At 61.8% G+C, this 18,088-nt stretch carries 14 protein-coding genes; 10 read left to right on the forward strand and 4 right to left on the reverse strand.

Annotated features, from left to right (window positions below; translation table 11 throughout):
* Window positions 1-101: 101 nt before the first annotated feature.
* The 3 genes from AEQ67_RS01415 to trxA all read left to right on the forward strand — a co-directional run bounded on the left by AEQ67_RS01415 (window position 102) and on the right by trxA (window position 2,289).
* Window positions 102-566: a hypothetical protein gene (locus AEQ67_RS01415; RefSeq protein WP_059402181.1), complete on the forward strand. Its 465-nt coding sequence runs from the start codon at window positions 102-104 to the stop codon at window positions 564-566.
* Entirely contained in the window at window positions 563-1,219 is a 657-nt protein-coding gene (locus AEQ67_RS01420) for a class I SAM-dependent methyltransferase (RefSeq protein ID WP_059402143.1), read from the forward strand. Before AEQ67_RS01415 ends, AEQ67_RS01420 begins: the two co-directional genes overlap by 4 nt.
* 197 nt (window positions 1,220-1,416) lie before the next feature.
* Window positions 1,417-2,289 (forward strand): thioredoxin, encoded by an 873-nt coding sequence (gene trxA, locus AEQ67_RS01425; RefSeq protein ID WP_059402144.1) that lies wholly within the window; start codon window positions 1,417-1,419, stop codon window positions 2,287-2,289.
* A gap of 102 nt (window positions 2,290-2,391) precedes the next feature.
* Here the strand turns inward: trxA and AEQ67_RS01430 are convergent, their stop codons facing one another.
* A complete protein-coding gene (locus AEQ67_RS01430; RefSeq protein ID WP_059402145.1) occupies window positions 2,392-2,733 on the reverse strand; it encodes a hypothetical protein in 342 nt (113 codons plus the stop codon).
* Window positions 2,734-2,867: 134 nt separating this feature from the next.
* On the opposite strand from AEQ67_RS01430, the gene AEQ67_RS01435 reads away from it, so the two are divergent.
* The 5 genes from AEQ67_RS01435 to AEQ67_RS01455 all read left to right on the forward strand — a co-directional run bounded on the left by AEQ67_RS01435 (window position 2,868) and on the right by AEQ67_RS01455 (window position 7,019).
* Window positions 2,868-3,446 (forward strand): DUF2796 domain-containing protein, encoded by a 579-nt coding sequence (locus AEQ67_RS01435; RefSeq protein WP_059402146.1) that lies wholly within the window; start codon window positions 2,868-2,870, stop codon window positions 3,444-3,446.
* A gap of 148 nt (window positions 3,447-3,594) precedes the next feature.
* A complete protein-coding gene (locus tag AEQ67_RS01440) occupies window positions 3,595-4,305 on the forward strand; it encodes an ABC transporter ATP-binding protein (RefSeq protein WP_059402147.1) in 711 nt (236 codons plus the stop codon).
* A 1-nt stretch (window position 4,306) separates the two neighbouring features.
* Window positions 4,307-5,572, forward strand: coding sequence for an ABC transporter permease (locus tag AEQ67_RS01445; protein ID WP_059402148.1), 1,266 nt, complete (start codon window positions 4,307-4,309; stop codon window positions 5,570-5,572).
* Between the two features lie 11 nt (window positions 5,573-5,583).
* A complete protein-coding gene (locus AEQ67_RS01450; protein WP_059402182.1) occupies window positions 5,584-6,096 on the forward strand; it encodes a DUF3299 domain-containing protein in 513 nt (170 codons plus the stop codon).
* A 224-nt stretch (window positions 6,097-6,320) separates the two neighbouring features.
* Entirely contained in the window at window positions 6,321-7,019 is a 699-nt protein-coding gene (locus AEQ67_RS01455) for an OmpW/AlkL family protein (RefSeq protein ID WP_059402149.1), read from the forward strand.
* A 204-nt stretch (window positions 7,020-7,223) separates the two neighbouring features.
* Here AEQ67_RS01455 and AEQ67_RS01460 read toward each other — a convergent pair whose 3' ends face one another.
* Both AEQ67_RS01460 and AEQ67_RS01465 read right to left on the reverse strand, forming a co-directional pair.
* On the reverse strand, window positions 7,224-8,153 hold the full coding sequence (locus tag AEQ67_RS01460; protein WP_059402150.1) for an NAD-dependent epimerase/dehydratase family protein: 930 nt from the start codon (window positions 8,151-8,153) through the stop codon (window positions 7,224-7,226).
* On the reverse strand, window positions 8,146-9,030 hold the full coding sequence (locus AEQ67_RS01465) for a sugar nucleotide-binding protein (RefSeq protein ID WP_059402151.1): 885 nt from the start codon (window positions 9,028-9,030) through the stop codon (window positions 8,146-8,148). The genes AEQ67_RS01460 and AEQ67_RS01465 overlap by 8 nt, the downstream gene beginning before the upstream one ends.
* A 324-nt stretch (window positions 9,031-9,354) precedes the next feature.
* Between AEQ67_RS01465 and AEQ67_RS01470 the strand changes: the two genes are divergently transcribed.
* The gene (locus AEQ67_RS01470) at window positions 9,355-13,671 is read left to right on the forward strand and encodes a DEAD/DEAH box helicase (protein WP_059402152.1); all 4,317 of its coding nucleotides are present in this window, start codon (window positions 9,355-9,357) and stop codon (window positions 13,669-13,671) included.
* A gap of 131 nt (window positions 13,672-13,802) precedes the next feature.
* Here AEQ67_RS01470 and AEQ67_RS01475 read toward each other — a convergent pair whose 3' ends face one another.
* Window positions 13,803-15,929 carry a mechanosensitive ion channel family protein gene (locus AEQ67_RS01475; RefSeq protein ID WP_059402153.1) on the reverse strand — a complete coding sequence of 709 codons (2,127 nt, stop codon included), beginning with the start codon at window positions 15,927-15,929 and terminating at the stop codon, window positions 13,803-13,805.
* Window positions 15,930-16,268: 339 nt separating this feature from the next.
* Here AEQ67_RS01475 and AEQ67_RS01480 point away from each other — a divergent pair, with 339 nt between their 5' ends.
* A complete protein-coding gene (locus AEQ67_RS01480) occupies window positions 16,269-17,471 on the forward strand; it encodes an MFS transporter (protein WP_059402154.1) in 1,203 nt (400 codons plus the stop codon).
* The last annotated feature ends 617 nt before the right edge of the window (window positions 17,472-18,088 follow it).

An 18,088-nucleotide genomic window follows, 5' to 3' on the forward strand; every position in this document is an offset into this window, starting at 1 on the left:
CCATGGTAGCGCATCCGGGTGGCAAGACAAGCCATAGGGTTTGCGGTATACAGACGGGTTATAGAGCTTGATCCATGGATTACACCTTGCTGGAGCCGCAAATGTCCTTAAGACCGCTCGTCCTGCTCAGTATTTTCAGCCTGCTGGTGGCCTGCGGCAGTGATGCGCCCAAGCCCCAGCCACCGACGCCAGGCCCTGCTCCGCAAGCCGCGCAGAAGAAAGCCCAGGAGTCGGCCAACCTCGGCCCGCTGCCCGCTTATCAGCGTGAATTGAGCGGCACCCTGCAAGGCGTGCCGGCCGGTGCCGAAGTCGAATTGGCGCTGTTGGTGATCGACGAAAAAAGTCGCCCGCAACAATTACTCGCCAGTTCCAGCCTGATCGGCACCAATCAGATTCTGCCGTTCCACCTGCGCTTCAACCCGGACTCCTTTCCAGTCGGGGCCCGCGTGGAACTGCGTGGCCGCGCCAGCCAGTCCGGCCAGTTGATTTTGCATCTGCCATCGCAAGTCATCTCCCAGCCAACGACGCAAGCGCTGGGTCAGTTGCAGTTTGTCAAAGCGCCATGAGTGCACCGCTCCACCTGCAACAGGCGCTGAGTGAACTGCTGGGTGACGCCCAACTGGTAGCTTGTGCGCTGCCGGACACCGACCTGAAGCTGTGGCTGATCGACGGCGACAAGATGGACCGCGCGTTCAGCCCGGAAGAACCCCGGCGGATTCTGCATGAACCGCCGTACTGGAGTTTCTGCTGGGCCAGCGGGCTGGCGGTGGCGCGTTATCTGGCAGCATTTCCCGAGTGGGTCAAAGGCAAGCGCGTGCTGGATTTCGGTGCCGGTTCCGGTGTAGCGGGGATTGCGGCGGTGAAGGCCGGCGCACTCGAAGTGGTGGCCTGTGACCTCGACCCGCTGGCGATTGCCGCGTGTCGGGCGAATGCTGAACTCAATGACGTACAGCTGAACTACTCGACGGATTTTTTTGCCGAGGCGGATCGGTTTGATCTGATTCTGGTGGCGGACGTGTTGTACGACCGGGCGAACCTGCCGTTGCTCGATGAGTTTTTGAGTCGTGGCCGGGAAGCGCTGGTGGCCGATTCACGGGTTCGGGATTTTCGTCATCCGCTGTATCAGCGCATTGAAATGCTGGAAGCAATGACCTTGCCGGATCTGGCCGAGCCGGAAGAGTTTCGGCACGTGAGCCTTTACCATGCGCGGCGCGGCTAAAAAGCATCGCGGGCAAGCCCGCTCCCACAAGAAATGAAGTCGGCCACAAGATTTGTGGTGCACACCAACCACTGTGGGAGCGGGCTTGCCCGCGATGCCGTCCTGTCAGGCAACACACCTCTCAATGGCCACCCCGCTTCCGGCCGCCCCCCGCCAGGCCGTATAGTTGCCCTATTCACGCTTCCAAGAGATTGCCCATGAGTCAGGAAACGCCGTACATCTTCGACGCCACGACTGCCGATTTCGACCAGTCGGTGATCGAGAACTCTTTCCACAAACCGGTGCTGGTGGATTTCTGGGCCGAATGGTGTGCGCCCTGCAAAGTGCTGATGCCGTTGCTGCAGACCATTGCCGAGAGCTATCAGGGCGAGTTGCTGCTGGCCAAGGTCAATTGCGATCTCGAACAAGACATCGTCGCCCGTTTCGGCATTCGCAGCTTGCCGACTGTGGTGCTGTTCAAGGATGGCCAGCCTGTCGACGGTTTCGCCGGTGCACAGCCGGAATCGGCCGTGCGGGCGATGCTTGAGCCCCACGTGCAAATGCCGCCACCGGCAGCAGCTGATCCGTTCGAGCAGGCACAGGCGCTGTTCGACGACAGTCGTTTTGCCGACGCCGAAGCCGTTCTCACCGTATTACTGGGCGAAGACAACACCAATGCCAAGGCGCTGATCCTCTACGCCCGCTGCCTTACCGAACGTGGTGAGCTGGTTGAAGCGCAAACCGTGCTCGACGCGGTGAAAAGCGATGAGCACAAAGCGGCATTGGCCGGCGCCAAGGCGCAGATCCAGTTTCTCGGCCAGGCCAAGGACCTGCCGGATGCCGCGGACCTGAAAGCGCGCCTGGCGAAAAATCCGCAGGACGATGAGGCGGTGTATCAACTGGCGATCCAGCAGCTGGCCCGCCAGCAGTACGACGCGGCGCTGGATGCGTTGCTCAAGCTGTTCGTGCGCAATCGCAGCTACAGCGAAGGCTTGCCGCACAAGACCTTGTTGCAGGTGTTCGAACTGCTGGGCAACGATCACCCGCTGGTGACCACATACCGCCGCAAGTTGTTTGCTGCGCTTTATTAAAATCAAAAGATCGCAGCCTCGTTTCACTCGACAGCTCCTACAGGGGAAACCGGATCCCTTGTAGGAGCTGTCGAGTGAAACGAGGCTGCGATCTTTTGCGGTTTATTCGATCCAGCGGTAGAGCGGCGTATCCCCGCCACTCGACCCTTCCCCACCCGCACACTGCCGCAAGCGCACCAGCAAGCGCTTGCCCGCCGCCGCGCTGCCGGTCAGCCCTTCCAGCTGCTCAAGCAAATCCGGCCCGCTCAATTGCCCGGCCTTGCGCAGCAAATCCTTGGCGATCTGCCACAGCGCATCATCCTGATTGAGCGGTTTCGCCGGGGCTGCACTTGCTTCCGGCTTGACCACTTGCAACTGCGCGCCGAGCCGGGCCCAGTCGCCGTCGTCCATCTCCAGCGTCAAATCCACCGGCCAGTCGCCGATGCTTCCGCGAATTCGCAACATAAGTCTGCTCCTGCACATTTCTGACTTGCATGCTCCCATGGGACTTGTGCAACGCCAAGCGGGCGGTCAAACTCTCCGCGCTTACGTTATAAGATCACATAACAAATTCTTCATTTTACTTTCGGAGACCCGCCATGCGCCGTTTGCTTCTCGCTCTGCCGTTTGCCCTGTTGCCGCTGGCCGTCGCCCACGCGGCTGACGAACATGATCACGAACACGGCAGCCTTGGCGCCCATGAACATGGCGTCGGTCGACTGAACGCGGCGCTGGACGGCCAGACCCTGGAGTTGGAACTGGAAAGCCCGGCGATGAACCTGGTGGGTTTCGAACACGCCGCCACCACTGACGCCGACAAAGCCAAAGTCGCCGCCGCCCGTGCCCAACTGGAAAAACCGCTGACGCTGTTCAATCTGCCGAAAGCCGCAGGTTGTGTGGTGGCGATGCAGGAACTGGAAAGCCCGTTGTTCGGCGACAAGCCGGATGCCGATGATGATCACGATGAAGACGCCAAGGGCGAGCATCACCATGAACACAGCGAAATCCACGCGCATTACCAATTCAGTTGCTCGGCCCCTGGCGCGCTGAAAACCCTGGACCTGGCAAACATCTTCAACACGTTCCCGGCCACCCAGAAAATTCAGGTACAACTGATCAGCCCGAGCGGGCAGCAAGGCGTTGAAGTGACGGCCAAGGCCGCCGCCCTGAAATTCTGACCTACCGCAAAACCCTGTAGGAGCGAGGCTTGCCCGCGAAAGCGGTCTTACCGTCGACATCTCTGTTGAATGTGTCGACCTCTTCGCGGGCAAGCCTCGCTCCTACAGGGGGTTGTGTTGAGATCCTCTAACCCATGAAATCGGCGCCATGACCCAAGCACTCATCGAACTGTCCGACCTGGGCTTCAGCTGGCCCGGTCACCCGCCGCTGCTGGATATCCCGGCCTTTCGCCTGGAACCCGGTGAAACCCTGTTCCTCAAGGGCCCCAGCGGCAGTGGCAAGACCACCCTGCTCGGCCTGCTCGGTGGCGTGCAGAAGCCCGATCGCGGCAGCATTCGCCTGCTCGGCCAAGAGTTGACCGAACTCGGTGCCGGTGCACGCGACCGTTTCCGCGTCGATCACACCGGCTACATCTTTCAGCAGTTCAACTTGCTGCCGTTCCTCTCGGTGCGCGAGAACGTCGAGTTGCCTTGCCACTTCTCCAAACTGCGCGCCGAACGGGCAAAACAGCGCCACGGCAGCGTCGATCAGGCGGCTGCGACCTTGCTCGCGCACCTGGGCCTGAAGGATGAAAGCATCCTCAGCCGCCGCGCCGATTCGCTGTCCATCGGCCAACAGCAACGGGTCGCCGCCGCACGCGCCTTGATCGGCCAACCGGAACTGGTGATCGCCGACGAGCCGACCTCGGCCCTGGATTACGACGCCCGCGAGAACTTCATTCGCCTGCTGTTCGCCGAGTGCCGCGAAGCCGGCTCGAGCCTGCTGTTCGTCAGCCACGATCAGAGCCTGGCGCCACTGTTCGATCGCAACCTGTCGCTGGCCGAGCTCAATCGCGCCGCCACGCCTGAAGAGGTCTGAGATGTATTTGTTTCGTCTAGCCATGGCCAGCCTGGCTAACCGCCGCTTCACCGCGATCCTCACTGCGTTCGCCATTGCCCTGTCGGTCTGCCTGCTGCTGGCCGTGGAGCGGGTGCGCACCGAAGCCAAAGCCAGCTTCGCCAGCACCATCAGCGGCACCGACCTGATCGTCGGCGCCCGCTCCGGTTCGGTGAACCTGCTGCTGTACTCGGTGTTTCGCATCGGCAACGCCACCAACAACATCCGTTGGGACAGCTTCGAACACTTCGCCAACAACCCGAAAGTGAAGTGGGCGATCCCGATGTCCCTCGGCGATTCCCATCGCGGTTATCGCGTTATGGGCACCACCGAGGCGTACTTCGAGCACTATCAATACGGTCATCAACAACACCTGGAACTGGTCGACGGCCGTGCCTTCGCCACCGACCCGTTCGAAGTGGTGCTCGGCGCCGAAGTGGCCGATGCGCTGCACTACAAACTCGGCGACAAACTGGTGCTGGCCCACGGCGTCGCGGTGATCAGCCTGGTCAAGCACGACGACAAGCCGTTCACCGTGGTCGGCATTCTCAAGCGCACCGGCACCCCGGTCGACCGCACGTTGCACATCAGCCTCGGTGGCATGGAGGCAATTCACATCGATTGGCACAACGGCGTGCCGGCGCAAGGCAAAGGCCGGATCAGTGCCGATCAGGCGCGCAACATGGACCTCACGCCGCAAGCGATTACTGCGTTCATGCTCGGCCTCAACAGCAAGATTTCGACATTCGCCGTGCAGCGCGAGATCAACGAATTCCGTGGCGAACCGATGTTGGCAATTCTGCCGGGCGTGGCGTTGCAAGAGTTGTGGAGTCTGATGAGCACGGCGGAAAAAGCCTTGTTCGTGGTCTCGCTGTTTGTGGTGCTGACCGGGTTGATCGGCATGCTCACGGCGATTCTCACCAGCCTCAACGAGCGCCGCCGCGAGATGGCGATTCTGCGTTCGGTGGGTGCGCGGCCGTGGCACATCGCGACCTTGCTGGTGCTGGAGGCGTTTGCTTTGGCGCTGTCGGGAGTGATTGCCGGCGTGGCGCTGCTGTACGTGTGCATCGCCGCCGCGCAGGGTTATGTGCAGGCCAATTACGGTCTGTATCTGCCGCTGGCCTGGCCAAGCGAATATGAATGGACGCTACTCGGTGGCATCCTGATCGCCGCGCTGCTGATGGGCAGCGTGCCGGCCTGGCGCGCGTATCGCCAATCCTTGGCCGATGGCCTGTCGATCCGTTTATGAGGACGTTAATGATGCCCCGCGCTCTGCTTGCGCTGTTGCTGCTGGTCGCCCTGCCCCTGTGGGCGGCCGAGCCGAAGGATTTGACCTGGTCGGAAATGATCCCGCCGGACGCCGCACCGGAAGTGCCGAACATGACGCCGCTGCACGACCTGTCGCAGATGGGCAACGCACTGGAGTCCGCGCCGGCCGCCAAGCAGGACCTGCCGGATGCGCCGGTGGTGAAAAGTCTCGATGGCCAGAACATTCGCTTGCCAGGCTACATCGTGCCGCTGGAAGTCAGTGAAGAAGGCCGCACCACGGAGTTTTTGCTGGTGCCATATTTCGGCGCCTGCATTCACGTACCGCCACCTCCGTCGAACCAGATCGTGCATGTGAAAAGCGAAGTCGGCGTGAAGCTGGATGAGCTGTATCAGCCGTATTGGATCGAAGGGGCGTTGCAGGTCAAAGCGTCGACCAGCGAGCTGGCGGATGCCGGGTATCAGATGGAGGCGGACAAGATTTATGTGTATGAATTGCCGGAGTGAAACCGGTGGTTCTGTGTTGATTGTGAGGACGCCTTCGCGGGCAAGCCTCGCTCCTACAGGATCGGTGATTGCCTTGTAGGAGCGAGGCTTGCCCGCGAAGGGTCCCTTAAAGGTTCCACAAAAATCGGGGCCATCACTGTTTCATTGAGCTGAATCAAAAGACCGTATCAGACGGCTCCGTACCATTGGACATCGAACATTTTTAACGTCCTTTGGGAGCTCCCATGCACAAGTCCTTGCTCAGCGCTTCGCTGTTTGCCCTCGCGCTCACAGCCCCGCTCGCCTATGCCCACGACGCTGGCGACATCATCCTTCGCGCCGGTGCCATCACCGTCAACCCGAAAGCCGACAGCTCCAGTGTCAAGGTCGATCAAGGCCCGCTGGCCGGTGCTGATCTGGGTGGCAAGGCGACGATGAGCAGCGACACGCAGCTGGGTCTGAACTTCGCTTACATGCTCAACAGCCACTGGGGTATTGAGCTGCTCGCGGCCTCGCCGTTCGAGCATGACGTCAAGATCAAAGGCACCGCCCTGGGCGCAGCCAATGGCAAACTCGGCAGCCTGAAACACCTGCCACCGACCCTCAGCGTTGTGTACTACCCGCTAGACGCGAAGTCCGCCTTCCAGCCGTATGTCGGCGCCGGTATCAACTACACCTGGATCTACGACGAACACGTCGGCAGCGAAGCCAGCGCCAACGGCTTCAGCAACTTCAAGGCGGATAACTCCTGGGGCATGGCGTTCCAGGTCGGCGCCGACTACATGATCACCGACAACATCATGCTCAACGCCCAGGTGCGCTACATCGACATCGACACCACCGCGACAGTGGAAAACAACGCCGTGGCACCGGGCACCCGCGCCAAGGTCGATGTGGACGTCGACCCGTTCATTTACATGGTCGGCCTGGGCTACAAGTTCTAAATCCGCCCCCCATTTCATCAACAACACAAACCCTGTAGCAGCTGGCGAAGCCTGCGTCCGGCTGCGCAGCAGTCGCAAAATCAGCACACGCGGTGTATCAGATAAACCGTGCAGGCAGGATTTGCGACTGCTGCGCAGCCGGACGCAGGCTTCGCCAGCTGCTACAGGGGTGTGCGTTGCTACTGACAGGGTATTTATCTCGATCTAACGTCCCAACAACCGCGCCAACCCGACACTCAGCGGTGTCTGCTGCGGGTAGGTAAAGCGCTCGAGCAATCGCCGGTTGTTCGCCCGTGAATGGCGAATGTCACCGGAGCGCGCCGGGCCGTAGCTGATCGGCGGCAACTCACCCACGACGGCTTCCAGCGCTTCAAGCATTTGCTTGAGGGTGGTCGCCTGATTCCAGCCGACATTCACCGCACCGACCTCGACCTGCGGCATCTCGATGGCTTGCACCAGCAAGTCGACCAAATCCCCGACGAACACGAAATCGCGCGTCTGCTCGCCATCGCCGAACACGGTGATCGGCAGGCCTTTCTGTGCGCGCTCGCTGAAAATGCTGATCACCCCGGAGTACGGCGAGGACGGATCCTGGCGCGGGCCGAAGATGTTGAAGAAGCGGAAAATCACTGGCTCCAGCGCGTGCTGGCGGCGGTAGAAATCGAAGTAATGTTCGCTGGCCAACTTGTCCGACGCGTAGGGCGTCAACGGCGCCTTGGGCGTGTCTTCGTCAATCGACTCGCCTTCGCCATTGTTGCCATAGACCGCCGCGCTGGAAGCAAACAGCACCCGTTTGACGCCGGCCTGGCGCATGGCTTCGCAGACATTCAACGAGCCGATGAAATTGCTCTGGTGAGTCTTCACCGGATCGTCCACCGAAGCCTGTACCGACGCCACCGCCGCCAGGTGCGCCACGGCGCGGCAACCGAGCATCGCCCGCGCCACCAGCGCGGCATCGGCGACGTCGCCGACCATCAGTTCGACGTTGGGATTGTCCAGCGGCAGGTTGCTGCGTTTACCGGTGGAAAGGTCATCGAGGATGCGCACCGAATGGCCCTTGGCGAGCAAGGCATCGGTCAGGTGCGAGCCGATGAAACCGGCGCCGCCGGTGATTAAAACAGGGCCGTCAGCCATGGCGATAAAACCTATCCAGTAAGCCAGGGAGTGCCGCACGCCAGGCGCGTGGCTTGATGCCGAACGTATGCAGAATCTTCTTGCAGGCCAGCACCGCGTGCTGTGGCTCTTCGGCGGCATCCGGGCGCGCGGCGTGAGCCTGGGCGGTCGGTGCTTCGATGGCCAGCGGATGCAAGCTGCGTGCTTCAGTGAGGATAGCTTGCCCCAATGCCAGCGGCGTGGTCGCCTCATGCCCGGCGTAATGGTAGGTGCCCCACAGCGGTGCTGCACAATCGAGTTGCTTGAGCACCGAAATGATCACCCGCGCAGCGTCGTCCACTGGCGTCGGATTGCCTCGACGGTCGTCGGCCATCAGCAGCTCTTCAGGCTGTTCGGCCCGACCGAGGAAACGCCCGAGGGTGCCATCGGGGCTGTCATCGAGCAGCCAGCCGAAACGCAGCAGTACGTGCTGCGGGCAGGTAGCGCGCACGCTTTGCTCGATTCGCCACAAGGCCTGACCGCGCAGGCCCAAGGGCACCGGTTCGTCCTTTTCGCTGTAGGCAGTCGCCCGGGAGCCGTCGAATACGCGATAGCTCGACGGTTGCAGCAGCACGATGTTGTGATGCTGGCACAGTTCGGCCAGACGCTCGATCGCCCGCTCCTGCCCGGCCAGACGCGTCTCACTGACCGTCTCCGCCTGGAACCAGTCGAAGTAGTAGGCGAGGTTGATCAGCGCGTCCGGGCGGGTATCGTCGAGCAGTTGCGTCAGGCTCGCGGCATCCCAGCCGTCTTGCGGTGGGCGGGGGGCGAGGAAGCCGATGTCTTCCTCCGCACCGAGGCGAATCAGCGCCTGCCCAAGGGCATTTCCGCCGCCCAGTAACATAAGGCGCATTCGCATAGAGTCAGCAGGCCCAGTCTGATTGGAACAATGGTTTATCGACGCCGCCCACGGGCGATGTCGTTGATAGTTGCCGGAATCGTTGCATTTTGCGGGTTTAGTGCGCAACCGTCATCCGTAAAGTGTAGTTGGCAGGGATTTGTGGCGCAGCTGCCGGCCCCATCGCGGGCAAGCCCGCTCCCACAGTGTTCTGTGTTGTTCACACATTTTGCATTCACAGAAGATCCCTGTGGGAGCGGGCTTGCCCGCGATGGGGCCCTGAAGGCCAGCGAAGGTCTTGAGCGGTACTTGCAACTTCCCCCACTCACCCGCATAAATCAGGGCATGAATCTGCCAATTCCACCGGACAGCGCCCTGGCAGGCTTCCACCCCGCCGTCAGCGCCTGGTTCAGCAGCACCTTCCCGACGGTGACCGCCGCCCAGGCCTGGGCGTGGCCGTTGATCCGCCAGCGCCGCTCGACCCTGATCGCCGCGCCCACCGGCTCCGGCAAGACCCTCACCGCGTTCCTCGCCGTTATCGACGAGCTCGTCCATCGAGGCCTGGCCAACGGCGGCCATCTGCCGGACGAAACCCTGGTGGTCTATGTTTCACCGCTAAAAGCCCTGTCCAACGACATCCAGATCAACCTGCAAAACCCGCTGGCCGGGATCACCGAGCAATTACGGGTGATGGGCCTGCCCGAATTGCAGATCAATACCGCCGTGCGCACCGGCGATACGCCGCAAAAAGACCGCTCGGCGATGCGCAAGAACGCGCCGCATATCCTGGTCACCACCCCGGAATCGCTTTACGTACTGCTCGGCTCCGATTCCGGCCGGCAGATGCTCGGCACCACGCGCACGGTGATCGTCGATGAAATCCACGCCATCGCCGCGAGCAAGCGCGGCAGTCACCTGGCCCTGAGTCTGGAACGTTTGCAAGCGCTGTGTGCCGAACCGTTGGTGCGCATCGGTCTGTCCGCCACGCAAAAGCCCATCGAAGCGGTGTCGCGCTTTCTGGTGGGCCGCGACCGTCCTTGCGAAATCATCGACATCGGCCACGCCCGCCCGCGAGACCTCGACATCGAGGTGCCGCCGGTGCCGTTGTCGGCGGTGATGGCCAATGACGTCTGGGAGCTGGTCTATGACCGCCTCGCCACCCTCGCCCGCGAACACCGCACCACGCTGATTTTCGTCAACACCCGGCGCCTGGCCGAACGCTTGAGCCGGCACTTGAGCGAGCGCCTCGGTAAAGACGCGGTGGCCGCTCACCACGGCAGTCTGGCCAAGGAATTTCGCCTGGACGCCGAACAGCGGCTCAAGCGTGGCGAGTTGCAAGTGTTGATTGCCACGGCGTCCCTGGAGTTGGGCATCGACATCGGCGACGTCGACCTGGTGTGTCAGATTGCATCGCCACGCTCGATCGCCGGTTTTCTGCAACGGGTCGGCCGCTCCGGGCACCAGGTCGGTGGCACGCCCAAGGGCCGTTTGTTTGCCACCACCCGTGACGATCTGATCGAATGCGCCGCCCTGCTCGATTGCGTACGCCGTGGCGAGCTCGACACCTTGCTGATCCCGCAGGCGCCGCTGGACGTGCTGGCCCAGCAGATCATCGCCGAAGTCAGCTGCCAGGAATGGCAGGAACAGGCGCTGCTGGAGACATTCCGCAAAGCCTCGCCCTACGTCGAACTCGATGAAAAACATTACCAGGCGCTGCTGCACATGCTCGCCGAAGGTTACAACGGTCGTCAGGGCATCCGCAGCGCTTACCTGCATCGCGACGCCGTGAGCCGCACCCTGCGCGGCCGCCGGGGCGCCAAATTGACGGCCGTGACCAGCGGCGGGACCATTCCGGACAACGCCGACTACAGTGTTTTGCTGGAGCCCCAAGGGCTGAACATCGGCAGCGTCAACGAAGACTTTGCGGTGGAAAGCATCGCCGGGGATGTCTTCCAGTTGGGCAATACGTCCTACCGAATCCTGCGGGTCGAAACCGGCAAAGTCCGGGTCGAAGACGCCCAAGGTCAACCGCCGACCATTCCGTTCTGGCTCGGTGAAGCACCGGGGCGCAGCGCGGAACTGTCGTTTGCCGTGGCACGCCTGCAAGCGCAGCTCGATGAACTGCTCGGCGCCACGCCAGGCAACTTGCAACCGAGCCTCGACTGGCTGACCCAAACCTTGGGCCTGAACTTCGCCAGCGCCGAACAACTGGTGGAATACCTCGCCCGTGCGCGCCTGACCCTCGGCGCCCTGCCGTCGCAAGACACGCTGCTGATGGAGCGGTTTTTCGACGAATCCGGCGGCACGCAACTGATCATCCACACGCCGTTCGGCAGCCGCATCAACCGTGCCTGGGGCCTGGCCCTGCGCAAGCGTTTCTGCCGCACTTTCAACTTCGAATTACAGGCCGCCGCCAGCGAAGACGCCATCGTACTGTCGCTGTCCACCAGCCATAGCTTTGAGCTCGAGGATGTCTGGCGCTACCTGCACAGCAACAGCGCCGAACACACGCTGATTCAAGCGGTGCTCGATGCGCCGCTGTTCGGCGTGCGCTGGCGCTGGAATGCCGGGGTGGCCCTGGCACTGCCGCGCTACAGCGGCGGGCGCAAAGTACCGCCGCAGATCCAGCGAATGAAAAGCGAAGACCTGATCGCCAGCATCTTCCCCGACCAGATCGCCTGCGTGGAAAACCTCGCCGGCGAACGAGAAATTCCCGACCATCCGCTGGTGGAGCAAACCCTCGACGATTGCCTGCACGACGCCATGGACAGCGAAGGCTGGCTGGCGTTGTTGCGCCGCATGGAGCGTGGCGACATCCGCCTGATCAGCCGCGACCTGCCGGCGCCCTCGCCGCTGGCGGCGGAAATCCTCAGCGCCCGGCCCTACACCTTTCTCGACGACGCGCCGCTGGAGGAACGCCGCACGCAAGCGGTGCTCAACCGGCGCTGGAGCGATCCGCAGTCCACCGACGACCTTGGTGCGCTGGACGCCGAGGCGATTCAAGCGGTGCGCGACGAAGCCTGGCCAGCGCCCACTGGCGCCGATGAAATGCATGAGGCGTTGATGAGCCTTTCGTGCATCACCGACGCCGAAGCGCAAACCAATCCACATTGGCTTGAGTGGCTGAACGCCCTGGCTGACAGCGGCCGCGCCACTCGTTTGCAGATCAATGCCGGGCAGTCGTTGTGGCTGGCACTGGAGCGGCTGACGTGTCTGCGAGCGATTTATCCACGCGCCACATTGCTGCCGCCGCTGGAGGCATTGCCCGGTTTCGATGAAGCCTGGGAGCCGGACGAAGCGGTGCTGGAAGTGATCCGCGCACGGCTAAGTGCCTTTGGTCCGTTACCGCTTAACGCGATCGCCGAGCCGCTCGGTTTGGCGGCGACTCAAGTCACTCAAGCCTTGGCACAACTGGAGCGCGAAGGTTATGTGCTGCGCGGCCAATTCACACCGGGCGCCGATCAGGAACAATGGTGCGAGCGGCATTTGCTGGCGCGCATTCACCGCTACACGGTCAAGCGTCTGCGGCGGGAAATCGAGCCGGTGGCGTTGCAGGATTTCATGCGGTTCCTGTTCGACTGGCAGCATCTGTCCACGACGACACAAGGTCAGGGCAGCGCGATTTTGCCGGCGATCATCAGCCAGTTCGAAGGCTACCCCGCTGCGGCGTCAGCCTGGGACAGCGACATTCTGCCGGCACGCATCAAAGACTATTCGGCGAGTTGGCTGGATGACGTGTGCCGCAGCGGCAAACTGGTCTGGACGCGTTTGACCGCGCGCAACAAGAGCGCCAGCACCGCGTTGCGCAGCACGCCGATTCTGCTGCTGCCGCGCAGTCAGGTCGGATTGTGGAGCAGCCTGACCGAACAGACACCGGTCAGCGAACTTTCCCCCAAGACCCAGAAGGTCTTTGAGGCACTCAGCCAACACGGTGCGCTGTTTTTTGATGAGCTGACTCACGAAGCGCATCTGCTGCGCGCGGAACTGGAAATCGCCTTGCAGGAATTGGTCGGTGCCGGATTGGTGAATGCCGACAGCTTCGCCGGCCTGCGCGCGCTGATCACTCCCGCCAGCAAACGGCAGAATCGCAGCAGCCGACGTGGGCGCGGGGCGTTTGTCGGCGGGATGGACGATGCCGGGCGCTGGGCATTGTTGCGACGCGGAGCGGCGCCACCGGTTGTGGATAACAAACGCCCGGCGCCCACACCCGCTGACACCCTGGAACACATCGCCATGACCTTGCTGCGCCGCTACGGCGTGGTGTTCTGGCGTTTGCTGGAACGTGAGGCGGATTGGCTGCCGAGCTGGCGGGAATTGCTGCGTACTTTCCATCGACTGGAAGCGCGGGGCGAGATTCGTGGCGGGCGGTTTGTCAGCGGGTTGGCGGGTGAGCAGTTTGCGCTGCCCGAGGCGATTCCGTTACTGCGCGAAGTGCGACGCCGGCCGCATGACGGGAGCTTGATCGCGGTGTGCGGTGTCGATCCGCTGAACCTCGCCGGCACACTTTTGCCTGGGGCGAAAGTCCCGGCGCTGGCGAGTAATCGGCTGGTGTATCGCGATGGATTGCCGGCGGCGGCCGAGATTGCCGGCAAACAGCATTTCTGGCTGGAACTGGATCAGCAATCAACTGCCCAGCTTCACCACAAACTGACCCGGCATTGATGTTGTCTGGTCTGGCCCCATCGCGGGCAAGCCCGCTCCCACAGGTTTTTCTGTAACACAGAACTTGTAAACAACAGAGATCACTGTGGGAGCGGGCTTGCCCGCGATGAGGCCATCAGGCCCAACACAACTCATTGAGTGCGCGACTGGTCCGGCATCAACACCGATGAATGCTCCACCGCCGGAACACCCTCTTTCGGCTCGACCCCCTGCCGCGCCAACAAAACCTGCTGTGGATAAGTCTGCGCGAAATGCACCCACGGGCAGTTATCCACAAGCTTTTTCAAGCGCTGGTTGAACGCCCTGCTCACCGCATATTGCCCGCCCGACACCGTGCGGAACTGCGCCGTCAACACCACGCCATTCAAGTCCATCTTGTCGACGCCGAACACATCCAGCGGCCCTTGCAGGTTGTACTTGAGGAACGCGTCTTCACGGATCGAATCCCCGGCCTCGCGAATCAGTTCGATGGCCTTGTCGACATCGGTGTCGTAAGTGAACTGCACCGAGAAAAACGCATAGGCGAATTGCCGCGATTGGTTGGTAACTGCCTTGATCTGGCCGAACGGCACCGAGTGCACGAACCCCTTGCCATCGCGCAGGCGCAAGGTGCGGATGGTCAACCCTTCGACCGTGCCGGCATGACCGGAATCGAGCACCACCCAGTCGCCAATCGACAGCGTGTCTTCGATGATGATGAACAACCCGGTGATCACGTCCTGCACCAGTTGCTGCGAGCCAAAACCGATCGCCAACCCCACGACCCCTGCACCGGCCAAAAATGGCGCAACGTTGATCCCCAGGTTGGCCATGGTGGTGATGGCGCAGATCACCACCAGGATGATTTTGATCGCGTTGCGCAGCAGCGGCAGGATGGTTTTGACTCGGGTGCTGGGTTGACGCGCCGAGCGCTTGCTGACGGGCGGTTTCAGTGCTTCCTGAATCGCCGTGTCCAGGACCACCCAGACCATCCAGGTGATCAGGAAAATCAAACCGATACGGCTCAGGGAATCACTGATTGCCCGGCCGACCGTGTTACTCACGGCAAATTCGAACAGCGACACACCCCAGATACGCCCGAGGATATCGATGAAAACAATGGCCATGGCGATCCGCAGCAACGCGTGCGAAAGGCTGAGAAAGCGATCCTTGTAGGCGCTGCTGCGGCGCGCCGCCGACTCGCTGCGCGACTTGAACAGATGATGCAGCGTGGTGCTGAGAAACACCGTCGCAATCAACAACACCGTGGTGAACAGCGCGCAGCGCAGCACTTTCTGGTTGTCATCGCCGATGCCGATCAGGTTGATCACCGACACCAGCACCATCAACAGAATCGGCCAATACCAGAGCCCGGAAAAAATCCGCAGCATTTCGCGCAATGCCGGCTGACTTTGACGCTGGGGCAACGGCAGGATGCGGATCAGATGAGCGACCGGGCGGCGCATTTTGATCACCAGCAGGCCAAAGAAAATCGACGCGCCCAGCCCGGTGAACACCGCGATGCTGCTGGTAAGATTGCCGCCCAGCAGACGGGCGATCTGCGGGCTGGTCAAGGCATCGCTGAGGGCCACCAGGAAGCCAATCACGAACAGCGGCTTCGGGCTGTACTGGCGAATGATCTGCACCGCCGGTCGCTTGTGACCGGCATTGAACAGCACCACCAGCGACAACAACAGCGACGCGGCGAAAATGCCGCTGCTGGTGGCGTAGGCGAAACACAACGCCAGCGCACGTCCGGCGGACACCTTCAGAAAGTGGCTGACATACAGCGTCAGCGGCAGGCTGATCAGCGCCGGAATCGTGTAGGGCAACACGTAACCCAGCAACGCCTGACCCCGTTCGCGAGTGAGCAGCAGGCGGTTCTGGCACAGACGTTTGGTGAGCAGTCCTCCGAGCAACCAAAGCAACGCAAAGACGCCAATCCACACGCCGGACAACAGCAGGAAGTCCCCGGCCACGCTCCAGGTCGAACGGGCCGATGGATGATTGACCAGTTGATCCACCTCATCGGCCGCCCGGTCGGCACGTACGCGCCAGGCGTCGAGCAGGTCTTCGTTGAGATCGAGTTTGCCCTGGACTTCCTCGATGCTCGAACTGATGGCCCCCAGCAGACCACCCTGAACCAGCGGTTCGGGGTGTGCCGGTGGCACGGCAGGCGTGGCGGCCGCCGGGATACCCGGTATCGCCGCTGCCTCCAGTTCATTGCTGCCCAGAATCAGCAACGCCCCCAGTAGTATCGCGGTCTTGAACTTGAACAAACGCGGCGCTCCTGCGAAAGGGTCTGTAAGGAACTGATCGAAACATTGTAGGCAAGTTCGGTTTTAGCCGAGAGATAACGACCATATCGCAATCCTTGTAGCAGCTGGCGAAGCCTGCGTTCGGCTGCGCAGCAGTCGTAAACCCTGAGCACGCGGTTTACCTGTTACACCGAGTTATCGGATTTCACGACTGCTGCGCAGCCGAACGCAGGCTTCGCCAGCTGCTACAAGGTCCATATTTGCGTACAGATCAAATATCAAATGCCAATCCCTGTATTTTTCCGCACAACCTAAACCCCGACACTGCGCTCCATCAATCAGTCCACCGGAGTTGCAGCCATGCCCATTGCCTTGCTCGCGCTGACCCTAAGCGCCTTTGCCATCGGGACGACCGAGTTCGTCATCGTTGGCCTGTTACCGACCATCGGCGCCGACCTTGGCGTCAGCCTGCCCTCCGCCGGCCTGCTGGTCAGCCTCTATGCCCTGGGTGTTGCCATTGGCGCCCCGGTGCTGACCGCCCTCACCGGCAAAGTCCCGCGCAAACTGCTGCTGTTGTCGCTGATGGTACTGTTTACCCTCGGCAACTTGCTGGCCTGGAAAGCGCCGAGCTACGAATCGCTGATCATTGCGCGGATCGTCACCGGCCTGGCCCACGGGGTGTTTTTCTCGATTGGCTCGACCATCGCCACCAGCCTGGTGCCGAAGGAAAAAGCCGCCAGCGCGATTGCCATCATGTTCACCGGCCTGACCGTGGCGCTGGTCACCGGCGTGCCGTTGGGGACGTTCATCGGTCAACATTTCGGCTGGCGTGAAACCTTCCTCGCCGTGTCGGCGCTGGGTGTAATCGCCTTCATCGGCAGTCTGCTCTACGTGCCAAAAAACATTGCCCACAGCAAACCGGCGTCGTTGCTGGAACAGTTGCAAGTGCTCAAGCAACCACGCCTGTTGCTGGTGTACGCCATGACGGCGGTCGGTTACGGCGGCTCGTTTATCGCCTTCACCTTCCTGGCACCGATTCTTCAGGACATTTCCGGTTTCAGCGCCGGCACCGTGAGCCTGGTGCTGTTGGTTTACGGCATCTCGGTGGCCGTCGGTAACATCTGGGGTGGCAAACTGGCGGACAAACGCGGCCCGATCAGCGCCCTGAAAATCATCTTCGCCCTGCTGGCTGCCGTACTGTTCGTACTGACCTTCACCGCCGACAATCCATGGCTGGCCCTGGCCACCGTGCTGGTCTGGGGCGCGGTTGCGTTCGGCAACGTGCCTGGCTTGCAGGTGTATGTGGTGCGTCAGGCCGAACATCACACCCCCAATGCGGTGGACGTGGCCTCGGGCCTGAACATCGCCGCGTTCAACCTCGGCATCGCCGGCGGTGCATGGGGCGGTGGCTTGATCGTCGCCCACATGGGCTTGATCCACACCGCATGGATTGGTGGCTTGGTGGTGCTGGTGGCCCTGGCACTGACCGCCTGGAGTGGCCGTCTCGACCGCTTGGGCCCGGTGTATGCCGAAGGTTCAACCCGAGTAGTCACAGGCCACTGATAACCCCTGTAGGAGCGGGCTTGCCCGCGAAGGCGGCAGCACATCCAGCATTGATGCGCCTGACCCATCGCTATCGCGGGCAAGCCCGCTCCCACATTTGAATTGCAGTGTTTACCCCTTTTGTATTCACCACCGATCCGCTGTGGGAGCGGGCTTGCCCGCGATGGCGGCGGCACATCCAGCATTGATGCGCCTGACCCATCGCTATCGCGGGCAAGCCCGCTCCCACATTTGAATTGCAGTGTTTATCCCTTTTGTATTCACCACCGATCCACTGTGGGAGCGGGCTTGCCCGCGAAGGCGGCAGCACATCCAGCATTGATGCGCCTGGCCCACCGCTATCGCGGGTAAGCCCGCTCCCACATTTGAATTGCAGTGTTTACCCCTTTTGTACTCACCACCGATCCACTGTGGGAGCGGGCTTGCCCGCGATGGCGGCAGCACATCCAGCATTGATGCGCCTGACCCATCGCTATCGCGGGCAAGCCCGCTCCCACATTTGAATTGCAGTGTTTACCCCTTTTGTATTCACCACCGATCCACTGTGGGAGCGGGCTTGCCCGCGATGGCGGCGGCACATCCAGCGATGATGTGACTGACACACCGCTATCGCGGGC

It is taken from the genome of Pseudomonas sp. RIT-PI-q (assembly GCF_001297125.1).
Lineage (GTDB): Bacteria > Pseudomonadota > Gammaproteobacteria > Pseudomonadales > Pseudomonadaceae > Aquipseudomonas.

Coding starts and splice junctions, on each gene's coding strand:
- AEQ67_RS01415 (WP_059402181.1), top strand. CDS start 102: ATGTCCTTAAGACCGCTCGTCCTGCTCAGTATTTTCAGCCTGCTGGTG.
- AEQ67_RS01420 (WP_059402143.1), top strand. CDS start 563: ATGAGTGCACCGCTCCACCTGCAACAGGCGCTGAGTGAACTGCTGGGT.
- trxA (WP_059402144.1), top strand. CDS start 1,417: ATGAGTCAGGAAACGCCGTACATCTTCGACGCCACGACTGCCGATTTC.
- AEQ67_RS01430 (WP_059402145.1), bottom strand. CDS start 2,733: ATGTTGCGAATTCGCGGAAGCATCGGCGACTGGCCGGTGGATTTGACG.
- AEQ67_RS01435 (WP_059402146.1), top strand. CDS start 2,868: ATGCGCCGTTTGCTTCTCGCTCTGCCGTTTGCCCTGTTGCCGCTGGCC.
- AEQ67_RS01440 (WP_059402147.1), top strand. CDS start 3,595: ATGACCCAAGCACTCATCGAACTGTCCGACCTGGGCTTCAGCTGGCCC.
- AEQ67_RS01445 (WP_059402148.1), top strand. CDS start 4,307: ATGTATTTGTTTCGTCTAGCCATGGCCAGCCTGGCTAACCGCCGCTTC.
- AEQ67_RS01450 (WP_059402182.1), top strand. CDS start 5,584: ATGCCCCGCGCTCTGCTTGCGCTGTTGCTGCTGGTCGCCCTGCCCCTG.
- AEQ67_RS01455 (WP_059402149.1), top strand. CDS start 6,321: ATGCACAAGTCCTTGCTCAGCGCTTCGCTGTTTGCCCTCGCGCTCACA.
- AEQ67_RS01460 (WP_059402150.1), bottom strand. CDS start 8,153: ATGGCTGACGGCCCTGTTTTAATCACCGGCGGCGCCGGTTTCATCGGC.
- AEQ67_RS01465 (WP_059402151.1), bottom strand. CDS start 9,030: ATGCGAATGCGCCTTATGTTACTGGGCGGCGGAAATGCCCTTGGGCAG.
- AEQ67_RS01470 (WP_059402152.1), top strand. CDS start 9,355: ATGAATCTGCCAATTCCACCGGACAGCGCCCTGGCAGGCTTCCACCCC.
- AEQ67_RS01480 (WP_059402154.1), top strand. CDS start 16,269: ATGCCCATTGCCTTGCTCGCGCTGACCCTAAGCGCCTTTGCCATCGGG.